This window comes from Micromonospora sp. NPDC057141, from assembly GCF_042670805.1.
Classification (GTDB): domain Bacteria; phylum Actinomycetota; class Actinomycetes; order Mycobacteriales; family Micromonosporaceae; genus Micromonospora.
In genome coordinates this window covers 1-18,240 of the sequence record NZ_JBHUVA010000056.1, presented here as the reverse complement: position 1 = coordinate 18,240, position 18,240 = coordinate 1, and the positions used below count along the sequence as shown (strand labels likewise).

General features: G+C 67.5%; 16 protein-coding genes. 12 read left to right on the top strand and 4 right to left on the bottom strand.

Annotated features, from left to right (window positions below; genetic code table 11):
• Window positions 1–73: 73 nt before the first annotated feature.
• Together ACFT41_RS23360 and ACFT41_RS23355 are read right to left on the bottom strand one after the other, a co-directional pair.
• Window positions 74–2,311: an EAL domain-containing protein gene (locus tag ACFT41_RS23360; RefSeq protein WP_377585206.1), complete on the bottom strand. Its 2,238-nt coding sequence runs from the start codon at window positions 2,309–2,311 to the stop codon at window positions 74–76.
• A 426-nt stretch (window positions 2,312–2,737) separates the two neighbouring features.
• A complete protein-coding gene (locus ACFT41_RS23355) occupies window positions 2,738–3,340 on the bottom strand; it encodes a hypothetical protein (protein WP_377585208.1) in 603 nt (200 codons plus the stop codon).
• A 655-nt stretch (window positions 3,341–3,995) separates the two neighbouring features.
• On the opposite strand from ACFT41_RS23355, the gene ACFT41_RS23350 reads away from it, so the two are divergent.
• The 12 genes from ACFT41_RS23350 to ACFT41_RS23295 all read left to right on the top strand — a co-directional run bounded on the left by ACFT41_RS23350 (window position 3,996) and on the right by ACFT41_RS23295 (window position 16,744).
• Entirely contained in the window at window positions 3,996–4,229 is a 234-nt protein-coding gene (locus ACFT41_RS23350) for a hypothetical protein (RefSeq protein ID WP_377585211.1), read from the top strand.
• Between the two features lie 419 nt (window positions 4,230–4,648).
• Complete coding sequence (locus ACFT41_RS23345; protein WP_377613978.1) at window positions 4,649–5,278, top strand: hypothetical protein; 630 nt, start codon at window positions 4,649–4,651, stop codon at window positions 5,276–5,278.
• A 66-nt stretch (window positions 5,279–5,344) separates the two neighbouring features.
• The gene (locus tag ACFT41_RS23340; RefSeq protein ID WP_377585217.1) at window positions 5,345–6,070 is read left to right on the top strand and encodes a tryptophan 2,3-dioxygenase family protein; all 726 of its coding nucleotides are present in this window, start codon (window positions 5,345–5,347) and stop codon (window positions 6,068–6,070) included.
• On the top strand, window positions 6,067–7,236 hold the full coding sequence (locus tag ACFT41_RS23335) for an aminotransferase class V-fold PLP-dependent enzyme (protein WP_377585220.1): 1,170 nt from the start codon (window positions 6,067–6,069) through the stop codon (window positions 7,234–7,236). The genes ACFT41_RS23340 and ACFT41_RS23335 overlap by 4 nt, the downstream gene beginning before the upstream one ends.
• A complete protein-coding gene (locus ACFT41_RS23330; protein ID WP_377585223.1) occupies window positions 7,233–8,477 on the top strand; it encodes a tryptophan 2,3-dioxygenase family protein in 1,245 nt (414 codons plus the stop codon). Before ACFT41_RS23335 ends, ACFT41_RS23330 begins: the two co-directional genes overlap by 4 nt.
• Before the next feature lie 120 nt (window positions 8,478–8,597).
• Window positions 8,598–9,083, top strand: a complete 486-nt coding sequence (locus ACFT41_RS23325) for a hypothetical protein (RefSeq protein ID WP_377585225.1) — start codon at window positions 8,598–8,600, stop codon at window positions 9,081–9,083.
• A 73-nt stretch (window positions 9,084–9,156) separates the two neighbouring features.
• Window positions 9,157–10,143: an oxidoreductase gene (locus ACFT41_RS23320; RefSeq protein ID WP_377585228.1), complete on the top strand. Its 987-nt coding sequence runs from the start codon at window positions 9,157–9,159 to the stop codon at window positions 10,141–10,143.
• A 475-nt stretch (window positions 10,144–10,618) separates the two neighbouring features.
• A complete protein-coding gene (locus ACFT41_RS23315) occupies window positions 10,619–11,026 on the top strand; it encodes a hypothetical protein (RefSeq protein WP_377585230.1) in 408 nt (135 codons plus the stop codon).
• A complete protein-coding gene (locus ACFT41_RS23310; RefSeq protein WP_377585233.1) occupies window positions 11,023–12,579 on the top strand; it encodes a hypothetical protein in 1,557 nt (518 codons plus the stop codon). Before ACFT41_RS23315 ends, ACFT41_RS23310 begins: the two co-directional genes overlap by 4 nt.
• A gap of 279 nt (window positions 12,580–12,858) precedes the next feature.
• Window positions 12,859–13,590, top strand: a complete 732-nt coding sequence (locus ACFT41_RS23305; RefSeq protein WP_377585236.1) for an NUDIX domain-containing protein — start codon at window positions 12,859–12,861, stop codon at window positions 13,588–13,590.
• Complete coding sequence (locus tag ACFT41_RS23300; RefSeq protein ID WP_377585239.1) at window positions 13,587–14,738, top strand: purine phosphorylase; 1,152 nt, start codon at window positions 13,587–13,589, stop codon at window positions 14,736–14,738. Before ACFT41_RS23305 ends, ACFT41_RS23300 begins: the two co-directional genes overlap by 4 nt.
• Window positions 14,735–16,744, top strand: a complete 2,010-nt coding sequence (locus ACFT41_RS23295; protein WP_377585242.1) for a hypothetical protein — start codon at window positions 14,735–14,737, stop codon at window positions 16,742–16,744. The genes ACFT41_RS23300 and ACFT41_RS23295 overlap by 4 nt, the downstream gene beginning before the upstream one ends.
• A 160-nt stretch (window positions 16,745–16,904) precedes the next feature.
• On the opposite strand, the gene ACFT41_RS23290 is transcribed toward ACFT41_RS23295, so the two are convergent.
• Both ACFT41_RS23290 and ACFT41_RS23285 read right to left on the bottom strand, forming a co-directional pair.
• Complete coding sequence (locus ACFT41_RS23290; protein ID WP_377613977.1) at window positions 16,905–17,324, bottom strand: Mov34/MPN/PAD-1 family protein; 420 nt, start codon at window positions 17,322–17,324, stop codon at window positions 16,905–16,907.
• A 17-nt stretch (window positions 17,325–17,341) separates the two neighbouring features.
• The gene (locus ACFT41_RS23285) at window positions 17,342–18,055 is read right to left on the bottom strand and encodes a ThiF family adenylyltransferase (protein ID WP_377585248.1); all 714 of its coding nucleotides are present in this window, start codon (window positions 18,053–18,055) and stop codon (window positions 17,342–17,344) included.
• Window positions 18,056–18,240 lie beyond the last annotated feature (185 nt).

Genomic DNA, 18,240 nt, shown 5'->3' with positions numbered 1-18,240 from the left:
GTCGGAGGTGCCGCACTACACGAGAAGGCGAAACTGCGCACTGTCTACGCCCTGACGGGCGGTCGTGCAGTCCCTACGCACTTCGCCGACCATGGATCGGGATCACCAGGTCATGGCTGGGCAGGGACGCAAGAAGCTTGCCCTCAGCCGACACCCTGGCTTCGTTGAGTGCCTTGAGAAGGTCGGTCAGGGGCACAGACTCGCCGACGAGTCGCCCCTGGCCGAACTTGATTCCCATGCTGGCGAGTAGCACGCGCTGCTCATGGGATTCGAGTCCCGCCGCAGCGACATTGATTCCGAGATCACCACCCAGAACCACGGCTGCCTTCACCACGACTGCAGCAGCCCTGGTGGCGAGTTCTGAGGTGAATCGCCTGTCGATCATCAGTCCGTGGAAGGGGATCCTGCTCAACGTGACCAGCGAGCAACTCCCGGTTCCGAACTCCTTGAGGGCGATGAGCACTCCGGCCGCCTCCAGCTCGTCGAAGATAAATCCGTCGCTGAGAGGATCGGCCTCGGTGACCTCTAGGATCAGGCGGTCGGCGGGTACTCCAGTCGCGAGGAGGTGGCCGAAGACCCGACCGGGAAGCCGGTGATCCAAGGAGAGCTCCTCCCCGGAAATCCGCACGGCCACGGGAATATCGAAGCCCAGCACCCGCCACGTCTCCGCAGCGACGAGAGCCTGCCGAAGAACGACTCCCGTCAGCTCTGCGGTCAGCCCGCTACGCCTGGCCAGATCCGACCACTCCCACTCCGGGATGCGTCCGTAGCGGGGGTGTATCCACTCCGGCTCTGCCTCGACGGCGACCGGGTAGCCGGTCATCAGGTCCACTACGGGCGTGTACACGGTCCGGATCTGTGCGGTCTGCAGAGCCGCCGGCAGGTCATTCAGCAGTGCGCAGGCTCGTTCGTCGCCATTCTGGGGCTCGCCGTCGATGTAGTAGCTCAGTGGCTGGAACGGCTGCGACTTGGCTCGACACAATGCCCGGTCGGCGCGTTCGAGTGAGTCCGCCGCAGTGTCGTCCCGTGTGCAGTAGGTTATTCCTGCGCTGGCCCGCACCGTGATATCGCGGCTTGCTATCGATATAGTCCGACGCAGTCGGATGAGAAGTCCTTCGAGATGTGCTAGCGCGTCGTCTGCGGGGAGGCCGCTCACGGCAACAGCGAAGGAGTCGCCGCCGATCCGGGCAGCCAAATGACGCTCGTCGCCCTGTGGCCTGAGCCTGTCGCCGATCTTGCGAAGTACTTCGTCAGCGGCTGCGCGGCCGAGTGCGCTGTTGATGAGCCGGAAATTGTCTACGTCGAGTATGGCGATGGCCGTTCCGGCGGAATTCTCCCGAAGTGACTCTACGTGCTCGATGAACTTCCAGCGGTTCGGTAAGGTGGTGAGCGAGTCGTGGTAGGCGCGATACTCGACTCGCTCGAAGGCCAGCGCGTTTTCGACCGCAGTCAAGAGGGACGCGGTGAAGGCGTTTGCCATTCGTGCTTCTTGCCTCGTGAGGTGCTGTCGGTTCCTGTCGCGGAAGAGTCGGACACCAACTTGTAAGCCCGGTCGCTCCAACCTGACGACTTTCGCCGGTCTGACGGGAACGGCTTCTGCGTCCTCCGGCGAGCCGTCGAAGACGGTACGTTCGTCGACTCGGACCAGCCGGGGACCCTCCGTCACAGTGTGCAGCTCCACCTCGATGACGGTGGCGGCGAAGATCCGTAGCGCGCCGTGGGCGGCAGTGTGAAGTACAGCGCCCAGGTCGCGATCGGGCAGCACGTCGTGGATCGTCGCGATCTGCTCCCAGCTTCGCCTCGCTGCCACCAACATGCTGACATAGCGGTATGCCAACCAGGCAACCAGCAGCGCGCAAGGGAGCGCCACCCAGAACCACGGAACCACAAGCGCGAGCAGGATCAGAATGGCGGCGATGCCACCATTGCCGACGTGCGAGGCGAGGCGAAGGCCCCAGGATGAGAGCGCTGCGGGCCACCACGGACTGTTGGATTCGAGGGCGTCCCTTGTGCTTTCCAGTAGCCATAGCCCGACGCCGAACGCGAGCCATGCACTGGCTGCCCCCAGGATGATGAGCGAGGTCTCCGCACCCGCCAGCACGGGACTCGACTGTCCAAAGGTGGTGGATCTTGCAAGATTGGCGACATGAAGAGAAGCGACGCCGGCAGCCGCAGCAAGAAGGGTGATGCCCGACCCGGACAGGCGATTGCGCCAGGTAGGCCGATGAGCCTCGAATGCGCAGGCACCGACTACGGAGCCGACTGCGACTGCGACCAGAGCGTCTCCGGGGGCAAGCACGATGATCGTCACGAGGATGCACGCGGGAGCGGCATGGACTCGAAGAGCGTGGGTCGGGGAGAGCGTTGCGGTGCACCAATGGCCAAGCGCCACGATCAACGAAAAGATCGCTATTTCCGGCCAGTGAAGAGAGCCTCCGTTGACTGCGCCCCAAGCGAAGGCGGAGGCGAGGGCGACCAGAAGTAGGGTATTGAATGACCGGAGGCCCGTCGCTGGTCCGAGTTGCACGTCTATGTCACGTCCCCCGCGCTGCCTGATGCGGACAAGTCCGTTGAAACGTGTGATCGTAACATGCCACTGGATCGATGCCAGTCAGCCGTTGCCGCATGACTATCCGTGCGAGTGAATCGGAATGCATCTTTGCGTATCGTGTCGGGCAAGGTGTAGTCGGGCGGCACCCTTGTCGAGGCGCGCTTGACGATACGGCCCTGCACCCGATCAAGGGCCGACCGGTTCGCCGGTGCCGGCCCGCTGCCATAGGGCACGGATGGGCCCCCAGGAGCCGGAGTCGGACCAGTAGGCCAGGATCACCCCAGCGATGGGCTGTGCCGGGTCGGTCCACCACAAGCCCGCAACGACCTGGCCGGCATGGAGGTCGGAGGACACGGGGTAGGCGTACTCGACGTATCGCACTCCGCTGCCGTCCGGAGTGGAGAGTTCGCCGGGTGGTCCCGCTCCAGGGGCGAGCAGCGGGGCGTTCTTCGCCTGGGCGCGGAGTCGCGCCTCGGCGGCGTCTCGGTCGAGCAGGCTGCGGTAGACAATCCAGTAGACGGTGACGAACCCTGCGGTGCAGCGGACCCGGCTCCGTTCGCCGGCTCCGGGTGCCGGGCCGCTGGGCGAAGTGTCACCGATGCAGTCGGCGATGCCCGGCAGCCACGGCGCGGCGAAGTCGGCGATGGCCGGATCAGTCAGGTGAGCGCGGTTGAGAGCAGCTTGACGCTGCTGGAACGGGTTCTCCGAGCCATCAGACAGCGGAGCGGGAGCATCGTTGGCGAGACGCCCGGCCCTGTCAGCCTCATCGAACCACCAGAGCCCCGCCACGAAGGTGAGTGCGGCCGCGAGCGCTGCTCCCGTAAGCCGGACGGCGTGGCGATGTCGACTGCGAGCGCCAGCCCTGCGGGCACCCTCCGGGGCTTCGGCCCCTCGCCTGTCCCGGGCGGTGGCCCAGGGGTCCACGGCGGGCACGGCCGGCGCCCGACCAGGCGCCGTGGTTGGCACCTCCTCGTGCGGGCGTGGCCAGATCGCCTGGCCCGGGCGCTGATCCGTCACGCCGTGTACCTCCTCAAGGTGCGGTGGGGTGTCCTCTCGTCGGGCAGATCAGCCCGACCTGCGACGGCCGACGAAGAAGAGCCCGATGCCGGTGAGTAGTGCGCCGGTGCCGACGCCGATGACGCCAGTGAGGGAAGCGCCGGTCACCGGCAGGGACGGCCCGTGCGGGGGACCTCCTGCAACTGCGTCGTCGCCGGCGGGAGGCCGAGTTCGAGTGCCGGTCGGTTCTGGTGGCGTTGACGAGGTGCCGGGCTGAGAGGGCGGGGAGGGGCGGGTGGTGGTCGGCTCCGGCTTTGGCGGTGGCGTGGGCTCGGGGTTCGGCGGGGGAGTGGTGGGCTCCGGGTCTGGAGGTGGAGCAGTTGGCTCCGTGCCAGGCGGCGGGGTGGTGGGTTCCGGATCCGGCGGGCCGGTTCGCGAGGGTGTCAGGGTGAAGCTCGCGGCCGGCTCGGGTGAGCTGGTTCCACTGTTTGTCGATGGTTTCGGCGTCGCGGTCGTCACCGCCATCGAAGCTGCGTCGGGCTGTCCGGTCTGCGCGACGGCCGGGGTGGCCAACGCCATTCCTGTTACCAACAGGCCTAATGCTGTGATGCCAGGGCCAGCCGCTCGTGGCAATACACGTTTCGTCCACGCACTCATGAATGCGTTCCTCCCCGTTCAATGATTGGCGCCTTCGGCGCGCCAGCTCCCACCGATCGGGTGGGCTGGTCGTGCCGGTGACGCTAGCGGAGGACGGGATCCCTGGGCCAGCTCGGATGAAGCAACCATCTTCATGAGACCGATCGTTTGCACAGCTCAGAGCGAGGGTCGGCGCTGTCGAGTGCGAATGCTGAAGCGGCCACTGTTGGCTGTATTCGTGGACACTCGGCGCTCTGCCGTGGTTGGTTAACTCGCAATGGCGGGGCCCCGAAACGGGGGAGGGCCGCGCTGCTGATATTCGGCTCACCGCACTTTCTTGCGGGTGGGCTTGTCGCTCTGCCCCCGACAGGCGAAACGGAAGTCGGGCTTGCCGAAAGCGCGACCGCCACCCGCTACCACCTGCGCCCAGGGAGAGTCATGCGCGTCCCCTTACTGGTTCGTCGAATGTGTCCGCCGCGGTCCTGGCGTCTTGTGTCGACGCTGGCCTCGCTGACGCTCATCGTCAGTGCGTGCTCGTCGACGTCCCCGCAGTCGGCCTCGTCCAGCCATAGCGACTCACCCGGCTCCGACGGTGGCGCGTCTGCAGACGTCTCGTACGCACCCCCGACGACCGCAGCCGTCGGTTCCTACCAGGCAGAGGACAAGCTCTGTCCGCTGCTCGACCAGTCACGACTGCGGGAGGCTTTCGGCAAGGTCACCATCGCCCAGGACCAGATCCGGACGATGAGCGGAGCCCAGGTGATGAGCTGCACGCTCACCGCCGGCCACTTCGCAGACGGCCTTGTTGTCTCCGCCATCGCTGAGGTCGGCAGCACCGGATCGGGCCGGGAGATGTTCGAGAACCTGCGGCAGGTGCAGATGGGCGACGGTCCGATCGTGGACATCGAGGGAACCGGTGCCGCTGCCTACACCTACGTCGACGACCTGACCGGGACCCATCTGGTGACCTACGACGGGAACCTCTACCTCACCCTCGCGGCCGTGCCGCTGGAACCGACCGCCACGGTGCCGAACGACGTGATCGATCACCTCACGCGCTTGGCGGACAGCGTCCTGTCCGGCCTGCGGCGATGAGGCCGCCACCGCGCCGCGAGATTGCGGCGCTGCTCGTCTCCTCCGATCCTGTCTGGGAGCTGACCCGTGACTAGCACCTCCCCGCCGGCTGTTCTGCCTGGTTCCGGCACCAGCGACTACGCCCGCTACATGCGCACCGATGAGCTCCTCGCCCTGCAACGGTGCCCCTCGGAGTGGGTTCACCCCGACGAGTTGCTGTTCCAGATCGTGCATCAGAGCAGCGAGCTGTGGCTGAAGCTCGCACGTTCCCACCTGGCGCGGGCCCTGGGCCACATCGCCGCCGACCAGCCCAGCGCGGCGGAGCTGGTGCTACGCCGGGCAGCCTTGAGCCTGCACCTGATCACCGAGCAGCTGCACATGCTGCGTCATTTTCAACCGGCGCAGTTCGCACTCATCCGGACCGCCCTCGGCAACGGGTCCGGCTTCGAGTCGCCCGGGTGGCGGGAGGTGCGCGCCGCCAGCACCGAGCTGGACATCGCCTTCAGCCGTCTTCTGGCATCGCTGGGAACCACGCCGATCGTCCTCTACCAGGAGGGGCAGCCGTCGGATCCCCTGTACCGGTTGGCCGAAGCCCTCGTGGAGCTGGACGAACAGATCGCGTTGTGGCGGACGGAGCACTACAGCGTGGCTACCCGAATCATCGGGCACGGGGTTCTCGGCACCCGCAACACCCCGGTTGACAGCCTCGCCCAGCTCATCTCCCACCGGCGTTTCCCAACGCTGTGGGAGGCACGTACCGAGCTGACCGAAGCCAGCCCACGCGGCCGCCACGGCGGGCAGGACCGGCGATGACCACCACGACCGCGCCACCAGTGACGGCGATCCGGGACCGATTCCCCGCGCTGGCCGACACCGTTCACCTGGCGGCATGCAGCATCGCCGCCCGCAGCATCGACATGGACCATGCCCTGGCGACGATGCTCGACGACCTTGCCCGCCCCGCCTTCTGGACGATGCACGAACAGCACCTCCACGAGGCGCGCCAAAGCTTCGCCGACCTGATCGGTGCCACCGCCGAACAGGTGGCGGTCCTACCCAACACCTGCGTTGCGGCCTACCAGGCCGTAGCCGGACTCCGCTGGCGCCTGCGCCCCGACGTGGTCTGCACGACCGCCGAGTTCCCCGGCATCGCGCACGTCTGGCTGGGGCAACAACCCCGCGGAGCCTCGGTACGCTGGTGCGACACCCAAACCGGCCAGGTCACCACCCGCGGCTACCTGCGCGCGATCACCACCCGCACCGCCCTGGTGTCGGTGCCGGCCGTCACCTACCGCGACGGCATCCGCCCAGACATCCCCCGTATCGCCGACGCCGCGCACGCCGCCGGCGCGCAGGTGTTCGTTGACGCCTACCAAGCCGCCGGCGTGATGCCCGTCGACGTAGACGCGCTGCGCTGCGACTACCTGACAGCCGGCACCGGCAAGTACCTCCTCGGGCTGCCAGGTCTGGCATTCCTCTACGTCCGCCACCTGCAGGGTCCTCCGCCGACGCTCACCGGATGGTTCGGCCGCATCGACCCGCACGCCCACGCCGCGAGCACCCTCGACTTCCCGCCGCACGCGCGCCGCCTCGAGACAGGCACGCCGTCGGTGGCAGCCGTCTACACCGCTGTCGCCGCCCTGTCCATGATCAACAAGCTGGACCAGGGCATGGTGCGGCAACACACCCAGCGACTGATCGTCGATGCAGCGGCACGCCTGACGGGCCAGGGCGAGACCGTACGCCCCGCCAGCGACCCGGAGGGCCAGGGCGCCCACCTTGCCCTGGTGGAGCCGCAGGCCGAGCGGATGTCTGCGTGGCTCGCACACCGGGGCGTCATCGTCGCGCCCCGCGATGGCGTCGTCCGCCTGGCGATGCACGCCTACACCACCGACGACGATATCGCCGTCCTGTGCGAGGCCGTTGGTGCCTACCGGGCTGGCTCCCCGGCCCACCGGCGGACAGGGACCACGCGATGACCAGCGCGGAGCCGCTGCACCGATGGCTGGCCCAGCGCCGGCTCACCGCGGCGACCTTCCCATACGCGGCGGTGGTGGACGCCTACCAGCACCACGGCAAACACTTCGTCCCCGATGAGTGGACGAGGCTGCTGGCCGCAGCGCGAGACCGCCTGACCGAGGGCAACGGTGCGCAGGGCCGACGTCTCGCTGCCTTCCTGGCCACCGCGCTGGACAAGGCCGACGGCCGGTACGACTACCGGACGTACCTGGGACTGAACCTGCTGCCGCTCCCCGACATCGGCGACGCACCAGCGCCGGCAGCGCGGCTGTTGGCCCACCGGGACCGGCTGCACGTACACCTGTTGACCGACCTGATCCGCTTCGAACTCACCGCGGCCAACAGCACTGCGCCGCTGCCGCAGATGCGACCCGAGCCAGCGAGGGCAGCCAAGCGGATACGCCACGCGCTACGCGCGGCTATGCCCGCCCTGCACAGGCTCAGCCTCATCGCCCCGACCGCTGGCGGCGGACCCGAGGCCATGGCACAGCAGGCGGTCGCCGCCGTCGAGGTGGACACCACCGCCGAGGAACGACTGGCGTTGCGAGTCACCATGCTCCCGGTCTCGACCATCCACGACGAGTGGATGTTTATCCGGGTCCTGCAGACCTTCGAGGTGACCTTCGCACTGCTGGCGGTGGACCTCCGAGCGGTCGTCGCTGCCGTGCGCGCCGGCCACCTGCACCTGGCGGCAACGCGCATGTCCGCGGCGGCCGCGCTGCTGCGCGACAGCGCCCCACTCTGGTCGGTGACGGCAACCCTCCAACCGGAGGCCTTCCACCGCTTCCGGCCCTACACCGAAGGCGCGAGCGCCATCCAATCGCGCCACTACAAGCTGGTGGAGTCGCTGTGTCGTACCCCCGATGCCAGCCGCCGCGACTCCCCGGCCTACCTCTCCACGCCGGACGTCCGAGCCCTGATCCTCCGCGGCCAGGCGAGCGTTGACGATGCCCTCGACGCGCTGGCCCCAGCCAACGCAGCCGGTCACGCCCAACCCGCACTGGTCACTGCGATGGCCGAGTTCACCGTGGCGCTACGGCGCTGGCGTCGAACGCACTATCGCCTCGCCCTGCGGATGCTCGGCACCGACCAGACGGGCACCGGCTACACGCAAGGCATCCCCTACCTCGCTCGTGCCTGCGCCGAGCCCGTCTTCCGATGCCGCTCACACACCAACCCGTCAGCGAAAGACGACAGATGACCCTTCCACGTCGCCCGACGCGCCCGGACCCCGGCAGCGGACTGCGGCACCCGGCATCGCCCCGCCCCCAGCTCTCTGCCCTCCCAGCTGGCCCCTAGCGCAACCTCACCAGGAGGAATTGTGTCATCGCACAACCGATCCGCCGCTGAAGTCGACCAGCCGCGCTACTCCCTGCTCCTCCGGCGGCTGATGACCGCAGCCACCAGTCTGCTCCTCATCCTTGCTGCGGACCTCACCGTCACGGCGTCGCCCGCTGACGCCAGCGCATGCCGCTCCGCGCCGTACAGCGCCTCCCTGTCCGTGACCGACGTCTTCGACCAGTACACCGGCGTTGAGGTCTTCAGTCACCCCACATCGGGCACCTACCGCACCACCACACAGTGCCGCGACATCCAGATCCGCAACACGGGCGACGGGAAGGAGAGCGGCCCATTCCACGCCTGCGTCGTCTTCGCCGGCCGAGCGACCTGCAACTACTGGACCTATGTCCCCGCCGGCCAATGGCGCAACCTTGCCGTCGACGTCAAGGACGGCACCCGCTTCTACATCTGGATCAGCGTCAACCCGAGCACCTACAACAGCGCCAAGGCCGTCGGCGACTGGTAGCCCACCCGTCCGTCCAGCTTCACTAGGGCCCGCCGCCGGCTCGACCAGTAAGTCTCGTACGAGAGGACGCAGAATGTCATCACAAGCACCGTTGACCGCCGTCGTCACCGGCGCCAACAGCGGCATCGGCTACGAGACCGCACTCGCCCTCGCCGCCCGAGGCATCACCATCGTCCTGGCGTGCCGACACCCCGGCCGCATGAGCGCCGCCGCCGAGGCCATCCGATCACGCCACCCCACCGCAGCCATCGACGAGGTCACCCTCGACCTGGGCAGCCTCACCTCCGTCCACGCCGCCGCCGAGCAGATCGCCACACGACATCCCCGCATCGACATCCTGATCAACAACGCAGGGATCATGAAGACCCCGCGCTGGACCACCCACGACGGCTACGAGATGCAGTTCGGCGTCAACCACCTCGGCCACTACGCGCTGACCATGCTGCTGCTCGACAACATCCTCAAGGCACCACGGGGGAGGGTCGTCACCGTATCCAGCCTCGCGCATCGCCAAGCAATCACCGACATCGAACGTTGGCCGAACCCTCGTGACTACCACCCGCACCGCGCCTACGCCGCCAGCAAGCTCGCGAACATCCTCTTTACCCAGGAATTGCACCGACGGCTCCAGCACGCGGTCCACCTGGCGATGAGCCTGGCCTGCCACCCCGGCTGGTCGAACACCAACTTGCCCTACACCGGCCCACGAGCCCGCGGACACCGCGCGACCGAGGCCGGGCTGCGGATCCTCGCCCCGATCCTCACCCAATCCGCCGCCAAGGGGGCGATGCCCTCCGTGTACGCCGCCACGAGTCCCGACGTCACGAGCGGCTCCTACGTTGGGCCGACTCGGCTCGGCTGCACCCGAGGACCAGCAGGACCGGCCCGGTTGACAACCACAGCAGCCGACCAGGGCCTCGCCCGACGGCTCTGGGCACTCTCCGAGGAACTGACGGGCATAGCGCACCCGGCGCTGTCCGATATGCCGACCTGGGCCACGTCGACCGTCGGTGCGGCACAGGCCGGAACCGCCGCGGCCCGAAGATCACCTCTTTCCTAGGATGCCCTAGGGGGTGGGTGCGGGGCCACCTACTCGTGCTGTTGCGGTACATGGCCATTCCCGACGTGCGCATTAACTGCGTGGGCCGTGATGGAGGTGTGGAGTCATGGATGACAAAGGCGATCATCTGGGTGCGCCGTCACAGAAAGCTCACAGTAGGAGGGCGTGGACGAGTAGGCAGGTGCAGAGCCTGGGGCTCGTAACGGATATAGTGACAGCCGGAGCGATCATGGGGATCGGACGCACTAAAGCTTATGAGTTGGCGCGCCTCGACCAATTCCCGGTTCGGATACTAAGAGTGGGTCGACGCTACGTCGTTCCAGTTTCCGGCATCATCGCCGCTCTCGGCTTGCCTGACTGATCGGTTGAGCAAAGCGCGGCGGCGGCGAAATTGCCTGCAGGTTGTGGAGTGAATCTGCGCTGCGCGGATTCGTGCTATTGTGGCCTTTCGCAATCCCAAGGGATGGATGGCAGTGTGACTCTGAATCTCATTCTCGATCTTCAGCGACACCTGACCCAGAATCCGGATCCGGACGGAATGGAGGCTCGATCAGCGCTTCTGGGCGCTCAGCAGATCCTGATGTCAGGAGCCAATGTCTTGTCCAGTGTGTCAGACCGTTGGACTTTCGCTAGCCTCTCGGTCGCCGAATGCCTCGATCGGCTGGTGGGCGACCTGTCCGATGAAGTGACTTTGACTGTCGACGTCAGCGCCTTCACCGCTGATGTGGCAGAGGAGATGCGGGAACCAATCCGCTCTCTACTTCGAGAGCTCGCTGACCTCTACGCCGACGCCGCCAGTGAGGACACGTCGCCCCCGTGGCGACGGCTCGCCTGGTCGTCTGCGGCACAACACCTGGACCGGGCCCTGCGGGAACTCCCGTGACCTACGGCCAGCAGCTCGATCGAGCGGCGGCTGCCATCGCCGCCGCGCAGGTGAGCCTTCGACATCCTCGCCCTGGTGGCATCGCCGATCATGCTGCTGCGGCGATTGCGCGCACCCACCTGTACAGGGCGATTGAACGCCAGGTGAGGCGTCTCTCGGCGCGCAGGAGCGATGCTGTTCTCATCCGAGAGCTCCAGCACGCCACGCATACCACAACTCTGGAGATTCCCCTCGCCCCGACAACAGACCACCCGATTCCTACCGCGCTACGACAGGCCGCAGAAGCCGCCCGCGTAGCGAGCGACATTCTCTACGCCCAGTTCGACCCGGCAAACGGGCACCCCCGTACGCCGGAAGGCTTTGCGATCCAGACGGGCGTCCTTTATGCTGGCAGCCTCCCGCGCCTGGCCCAGCTCGCCCGCGCGGCTGGCGAAGTCGACCATGGCCTGGCGGCTTGGCTCCATCAGGGTGTGGCCGCAGGAAGTCACCAGCTCATCGTGCGGACCGCAGCGTCAGACGCGCGGACCACGAGCCTGATGCTGCCTCACACCGTGGACGCCATCGCCTCCGAAAGGCCGCTTCATAGCCTGCTACGTGACCTGCAACCTCCGCCACTGACCGACACGGCGCAACGCTGGGCGTCAATCACCTCGCCGACAGATTGTGTTCGTGCCCTCGATGTCGCCCGCACCTGGCTCGTGCAGCATCACCAGCACCTCACCGCCAACGATCTCAAGGTTCTTCTCCGGACCGGACTCGCCCTCACCTACGAGATCGACTACCTCATTCAAGCCGCCCACCCTGGCACCCATCGGACCCCCACCGCTGGAATCCTCGCCTCTGTTTGGCGTGGAGCAGCACAAGCCTCCGTGCACCTACACACATTGGGGAACCCGGAATCCGGTGTCGGCCCTACGGTCCTCGCCGCCGCAGAGAGATGGCTGCGCGATCAGCTACGACCCAACGGGGACTGGCGGGAGCCGAAGACGATCTTGCGGTCACGCGGCGGCCGAGCATGGCGGTCCGCCGGTGCCGCTCTCGCCGCCCGCCTGCCTGACCTAGCCTCCCTTGTGCATCAAGGCGCGCTCCTTGCCATGCGCCGCGGGGACATGCGCGAACCCGACCCGCTGCAACGGCGCCCCCCTGACCGCGCCGTCCGACCCAGATGGATCAGGGCGGGCCCCGCCAGCCCACACGGTGCAGCGCTGCTCAAGTTCACCGGACAACTGCGCGAGGAGACCGTCGCCTTGGCCGGTGAGGCGGGCAGCAAGATCCTGCCCGGCTTCCACGAGGCTGACCGTCGCAAGCTGCGCCAGGCCAGGCCCGACACCACGATCGCACGCGGTGTCACAGCCAGCACCGGACAGCCGTCCTCGTCGCAGCCACAGACCCGTCAAAGCCGCCCCGAGCGCGCTAACCGGGCTGAGGTTGTCGGATGTGGCGGCTATTCAGTCGCTAAAGCACTCGCGAGACCCCGGGCCGTGGACACCGAGCAAACCCGGATCGAGCAGCATCTTCACGGCGATGAACCCGGCGAGGGGCCCAGCCTCTGAAGACGGCGAGTCTCGCCGATGCTGAGGGCATCAAGGATGATGGCTGCGACTTCCTATGCCTGCGCTGGTCACGCCGCCTGATTTCCATCGCGGCCCCCTCGGGCTCGTCGAAGGGCTCCCGAGACCAGAGCAGAACCCGGCGGCGTATCGCGCTACCGCCCCGTCCGACCATGTCGCCGCCAGACTCACCTCTTGGTGATCTGGACGTCACTGCAAGTGTCGGCCACACGACACCTTGGACGATTTCTTGTCAGGCCGACAAAAAGCTATGGTCGGGCGGTGCCCGATGACACCTGGGAACCACCCCGGATCCTGCTCACCGTCGATCTCGTGATCCTCACCCTGCGCGGGGGGCGTCTGCACCTGCTTCTCGTGCGGCGCGGCGTCGAGCCGTTCGCTGGGCGGGCGGCGCTGCCTGGCGGGTTCCTCGCCGACGAACGCGAGGACATCCTCAGCGCCGCCCGCCGGGAGCTGCGGGAGGAGGCGGGACTCACCGACATCCCGCACTTGGAACAGCTCGGTACATACGGCGGCCCCGACCGTGACCCTCGTGGACGGGTAGTCTCCGTCGCTCACCTCGCCGTCGTGCCGCGCCTTCCCGAGCCCATCGCCGGAACCGACGCCGCGGCCGCCGAGTGGACGCCGGTCGACGATGTGCTCGCCGCGCGGGTACCACTCGCCTTCGACCACCTACGCATCGTCGTCGATGGGGTGGAGCGTGCTCGTTCCAAGCTGGAGCACACGGGGCTCGCGACCGCCTTCTGCCCCGAGGTCTTCACCCTCACGGAGCTGCAGCAGGTCTACGAGGCCGTCTGGGGCACGCCGCTCGACCCCCGCAACTTCTACCGCAAGGTCCAGGGCACGAAGGGCTTCGTGGTCCCCGCCGGTCCGCCCCGTGCCACGGGCACCGGCCGCCCGGCCCGCGTCTACCGCGCCGGTCCGTGCCAGAACCTCTACCCGCCCATGATCCGCACGGCTTCGACCGTCGCCGCAGGAGGAGACGAGAGATGACCAGACCTGTGGTCGTGCTCACCGCACTCGACCTCGAGTACAACGCAGTCCGCGAACGTCTCACGAAAGTCGAACCGCACCTACATCCCATGGGCACGCGCTTCGAGCGTGGCACCGTGGCCGGAGGCTCCTGTGAGATCATTCTCGGCCTTGTCGGCAAGGGCAACCACCCCTCCGCCGTCATCGCCGAACGCGCCATGACCGAGTTCGATCCGGAAGCGGTCATCTTCGTCGGCGTGGCCGGGGCGCTCTGGCCCTCCATCGGCCTTGGCGACGTCATCGTGGCCACCCACGTGTACGCCTATCACGGCGGCACCAGCGAGAGCGACGCATTCCGCACCCGACCTCGCGTGTGGGAGATCCCCCATGCCTGTGATCAGCTCGCCCGGCATCTTGAGCGGGAGCGGGGCTGGGCGCGGGGCCTCGCCGGAGGAGTACCCCGGGTGCGGTTCGGCCCGATCGCGGCTGGGGAGGTCGTCCTCGACTCGGCGTCCTCGCCCGAGGCGACGCGCATTCGTGATCACTACAACGACGCGTTGGCGGTGGAGATGGAGTCTGCCGGGGTCGCCCAGGCCGCCCACCTGAACCGCTCGCTGCCGGCCGTCGTCGTGCGCGGCATCAGCGACCGCGCAGACGGGACCAAGGTCCACACTGACGGCGAGAACTGGCAGCCGCGTGCCGCCGCCAACGCCGCGGCCTTCGCCCTCGCGCTCGCCCAGGAGCTCGGGGCGCAGTACGGCTCCTCCCCTCGCCGTCCTCGGAAAGAAGCAGGTGATGCGTTGATGTCCGGCTCCGTCAGAAACGTCGCCAAGGGCAACGCTCACGTCGGATTTCAGGCGCATACCGTTCACCACGCGACCGTCTACGGCGCGCCGGGTGGTTCCGGCCGGGAGACCTTCCACGACCAGCTCGCAGACTTGCGTGCCTCGCTCCGTAAGTGCCATGAGGCGGGTGACGTGGACACGGTCACGTACCGCGCGGCGGAGCAGGAGATGGACGCCGCCGCCGCCGACGTGCCTCCGGCCGACGACGAGGCACGCAGTCGGGCAACCACGGCCCTGCGGAAGCTCCGCGGACTGCTGCTGGACTGGACGGACCTCGCCACGCGGGTCGCGGGGCTCATGGCGGCTCTGCGAGAACTGTCATGAGCGCCGGGCCGCAGGAGAGGTCGTTCACCAATGTCGCGGACGGCGAGGCCCGGGTGGGTTTCCAGGCCCAGGAGGTCCACATCGAGGGGGGATACCACGTCAGCGACGACGACCCGCCTGAGCGGCAGTTCGAGGTCGGCCTCCGCTATCTGGAGATCAGCGCCCCACCCGAGGCGAGAAAGCTGATCATGAAAGCGGTCGCGCGGGGCTACAAGAACTCCCGCGCCTACTTCTATCTGGCGCTGGCACTGCTGAGCGGTCGTACCGTGCAGAGCCTGACGGACCAGGAAGTCGCGCGGTTGGCACATGTGCTCCGCTGGGCGGCGCGGCGCGCCGAGGATCCCTGGGTCCGCGGCATCAATGTCGTCGGCTCGCTGCTGGGCTCGCTGCCGCAGACCACGGCGGAGACTCCCGACCCGGCCGCCATCGGTGTGGTGGTCAAGGAGTTCGAATCGCTCAACCCTCCCCTACAGGAGAGCATCCTCAACCATCTCGAGGTTTTCCTGGCCGGCCCGCACCAGGACTGGACCTGGCAGAAGACGTTCGCCGCCGCCCGGCGGGACAGGACGGCCAACGACCGGGCCGGGCGGGTCTGGAAGTTCTTCCAGCCCAAGCCGATCCCTCCCCGGGAGGTCACGCCGCCGCCGATCCGCACCGACGCGGCGGACTTCCTGCGCGCCTTCGGCGGCTCGGCGCTGCTCCTCGTCACGGGCCTATGGGTGGTCAACTACGCCTGGGACCACTCGTGGCTTCGCTCGGCCGGCTACCTGACGGTGATTCTCGGAGCCGTCGTCGTGGCGGTGCGGGCGGGATTCAGGATCAGGCTGGCTCAGCATCGGCGCCGGGTGGCCCGCCAGCGTCTCACCTTCACCCCCCAGCGTGCTCCCAGACAGTCCGACCGGTTCGCCTCAGCGATCGACTCCCTGTTCGACCGCTACTTCGGACGTTACCTGCCGCAGGGCATGGCCCGGGAAACGTGGCTGGCAGAGACGGCGGGCATCCGGCAGTCCCTCCGCAACGAGTTGGTCGAGCTGTACCGGGAGCAAGCGGTCGACGCCAAGCGCGTCGCCTGGCTAGTCGGATTCCTCGCCAGCGACGTCAAGCAGCTGTGGCTCAGCGGTGAGCTCGCGGCGGATCCCGAGAACTGCCGAGTGCCACCCTCGACGCGGACCGCCTTCGGCGCGGCCGTGTTCGCCCTGCTGGTTGCCGGGCCGCTGCTCCTATGGCAGGCCCTCGTCGAAGCACCGTTCACCACGGCGATCGCGACAGCCGGCATCGTGGCCAGCGCTCGGGTCGCCACCCAGGGTTGGCATGCGATCCTCCTCGAGCGCCACCGTTACCGGGACGACTTGGTCCGAGTCCGGCACGACTATGAGGACCGGCGCGCGGCGTACGACAGATGGGTGCGCAAGTTGGAATCGAAGCCGACCGACGCCCAGATGGCGCACTGGCTCGACTGCGATCGCAAGATCCTGGTCCAGGACACGCTGCGGCACTACCGCCTGGCCGCGCAGGACGTGATAGCGCACGCCTTCATCGAGGCGCCCGTGCCTGGGTGCAAGCGCGCCCGGGTCCGCAAAGGACCCTGGCGCTACTCACGCTACAAACTGCTGCTCTTCCTGCTCACCAAGGACGGCGTCCGCCAGGTCACGGTCACCCTCGACTTCGAGACCACAGAATTCGGCGATCAACAACGCCTCACCTACCAGTACAACTCGGTCGTGGCGGCACACGTCGTCGATGCCCGCAACGGCGAGAAGAAGCTCTCCCTGACGCTGACGAACGATCCCCGGGACGAGCTGACGATCACTGGTGAGTGGCCAGGCATGCCGGAACTCGGCGACGACGACCGCATCGCCTCCCAGGTCTCCCTCGACGCCTCGGGCCTCGAGCGCACCCTGCATGTGCTGGAAGGCATCGCCGCCGAAGGCAAGGAGTGGATCACCCACGAAAACCGCCGGGAACGCGCCGGCCTCCGACGGCTCGTCGCGGTGATGCAGGATTGACGACGCACGGTAGTCAACCGATGCCCTGGCCCTGTCGTCGATCGTCAAGAACCAGCTTTGGCCTGCATGAACGCGGTCAGCCATCGATCACAACCTGTCATTATGGTCAACGCCTAGAAATGGTCTTCGGAGGGTAAACGGGGGCGCTCTCCCGATAACTTCAGACCGTAACCTCTAGAACGATCTGTGACCTGCCACGACGAGCCGCTCGTATGTCAAGGACGCCGTCGCAGCGGTACACGACAAGTAGCAGTGGCTGGGGATAGGCACGGGACGCCCTTCGGATGGATTGAAGGTCCTGCACGCTTGCCCCACACGGTGCAGGGTGGCTGTGCCAGTCGCCGACATAGCCCATCCAGGGGTGCCCGAGAGTGGCGATCGCCCGATCGAGGGCCTGCTGGGCAAGGTCCTCGCGCCGGATCCACGAGGTGTCGGAGGCGGCCGGATCCACTACCTCAACGGCAGAACGGACGATCACCCTGTCGCTGTCCCACCACCCAAGAAGCAGACCGCCGGCCTCCAGCGGTGTGGCACGTCCGGCCGCTTCGTTGATGGTCTGACGAGCGTCGGAGTGAATCACCACTGGAACTGGGCCGGTCACAATGCCACCGGGACGGAAACGGCATCCGATGTGAGCAGACCGAGCCGGTCGAAGGGCGGATCAGGCTGGGGTCGGCGCACGTCGGCCATAGTCGCCGGCAGGGCGCTTTGGTGGGTCGCCTCGTCGATGATCATCCGGCAGGCGAGTTCGGCGGCGGCGATGACCGCCGCTGGTGGCGTCCGCGAGACAGGTTCACCGCACCCGGCCTCCCGTGCTCCTGGGGGGACTGGTTCGCTGGGCAGGGCCGGTAGGTGTTGTTCTGCGCGACGCAGGGGGAAGCGGTCAGCCCTGATGATGTCGCCCTCGCGTTGTACACAGGCGGAGATGACCGTGTGACCGGTCCACACGCCGACGATGTCAGCGGCCGTCGCGAGCAGGCTGCTGGCACCGGCGTGGGCGGTGGCGTCAAGCACCACGTTGTGGGTCTTGACCAGCTCGGCGGCGTCGCCCAGCCGGGTGAGGTCCCAGTTCCGCCACTCCACCTCGCCAAGGTCGAAACCCGTGGCCGCCAGTCGGTCCATGACTGCGGTGACCTTGTATTTCCCGACGTCGCTACTGCCGGCGAGGTGACGTACGACGTTGCCGGGACGCAGACGTTCACCGTCGATCAGGGTGAGACGGCGGACGCCGGAGCGGAACAGGATGTCGGCGGCGAAAGACCCGAGCGCGCCGGCACCGACCACGGCGATCCGGGCATCAGCCAGTTCCACAGCGGTGTTGCCCGCGCGTATCGACCGGGTGGCCAGGCTGGTGTCGGCGCTTTCGCAGGCTGTGATCGACGGAACGGGGCCGCGGCGCCGCGGAACTTGTCAAGGCTGATGGGACCAGTGGGTGTTACGCCGTTTGTGGCATCGGTTGATCGGTAGCGGGTTCGGTGGGGTTGATCCAGACGGTG

Coding starts and splice junctions, on each gene's coding strand:
- ACFT41_RS23345 (WP_377613978.1), top strand. CDS start 4,649: ATGTGTCCGCCGCGGTCCTGGCGTCTTGTGTCGACGCTGGCCTCGCTG.
- ACFT41_RS23335 (WP_377585220.1), top strand. CDS start 6,067: ATGACCACCACGACCGCGCCACCAGTGACGGCGATCCGGGACCGATTC.
- ACFT41_RS23330 (WP_377585223.1), top strand. CDS start 7,233: ATGACCAGCGCGGAGCCGCTGCACCGATGGCTGGCCCAGCGCCGGCTC.
- ACFT41_RS23320 (WP_377585228.1), top strand. CDS start 9,157: ATGTCATCACAAGCACCGTTGACCGCCGTCGTCACCGGCGCCAACAGC.
- ACFT41_RS23300 (WP_377585239.1), top strand. CDS start 13,587: ATGACCAGACCTGTGGTCGTGCTCACCGCACTCGACCTCGAGTACAAC.
- ACFT41_RS23295 (WP_377585242.1), top strand. CDS start 14,735: ATGAGCGCCGGGCCGCAGGAGAGGTCGTTCACCAATGTCGCGGACGGC.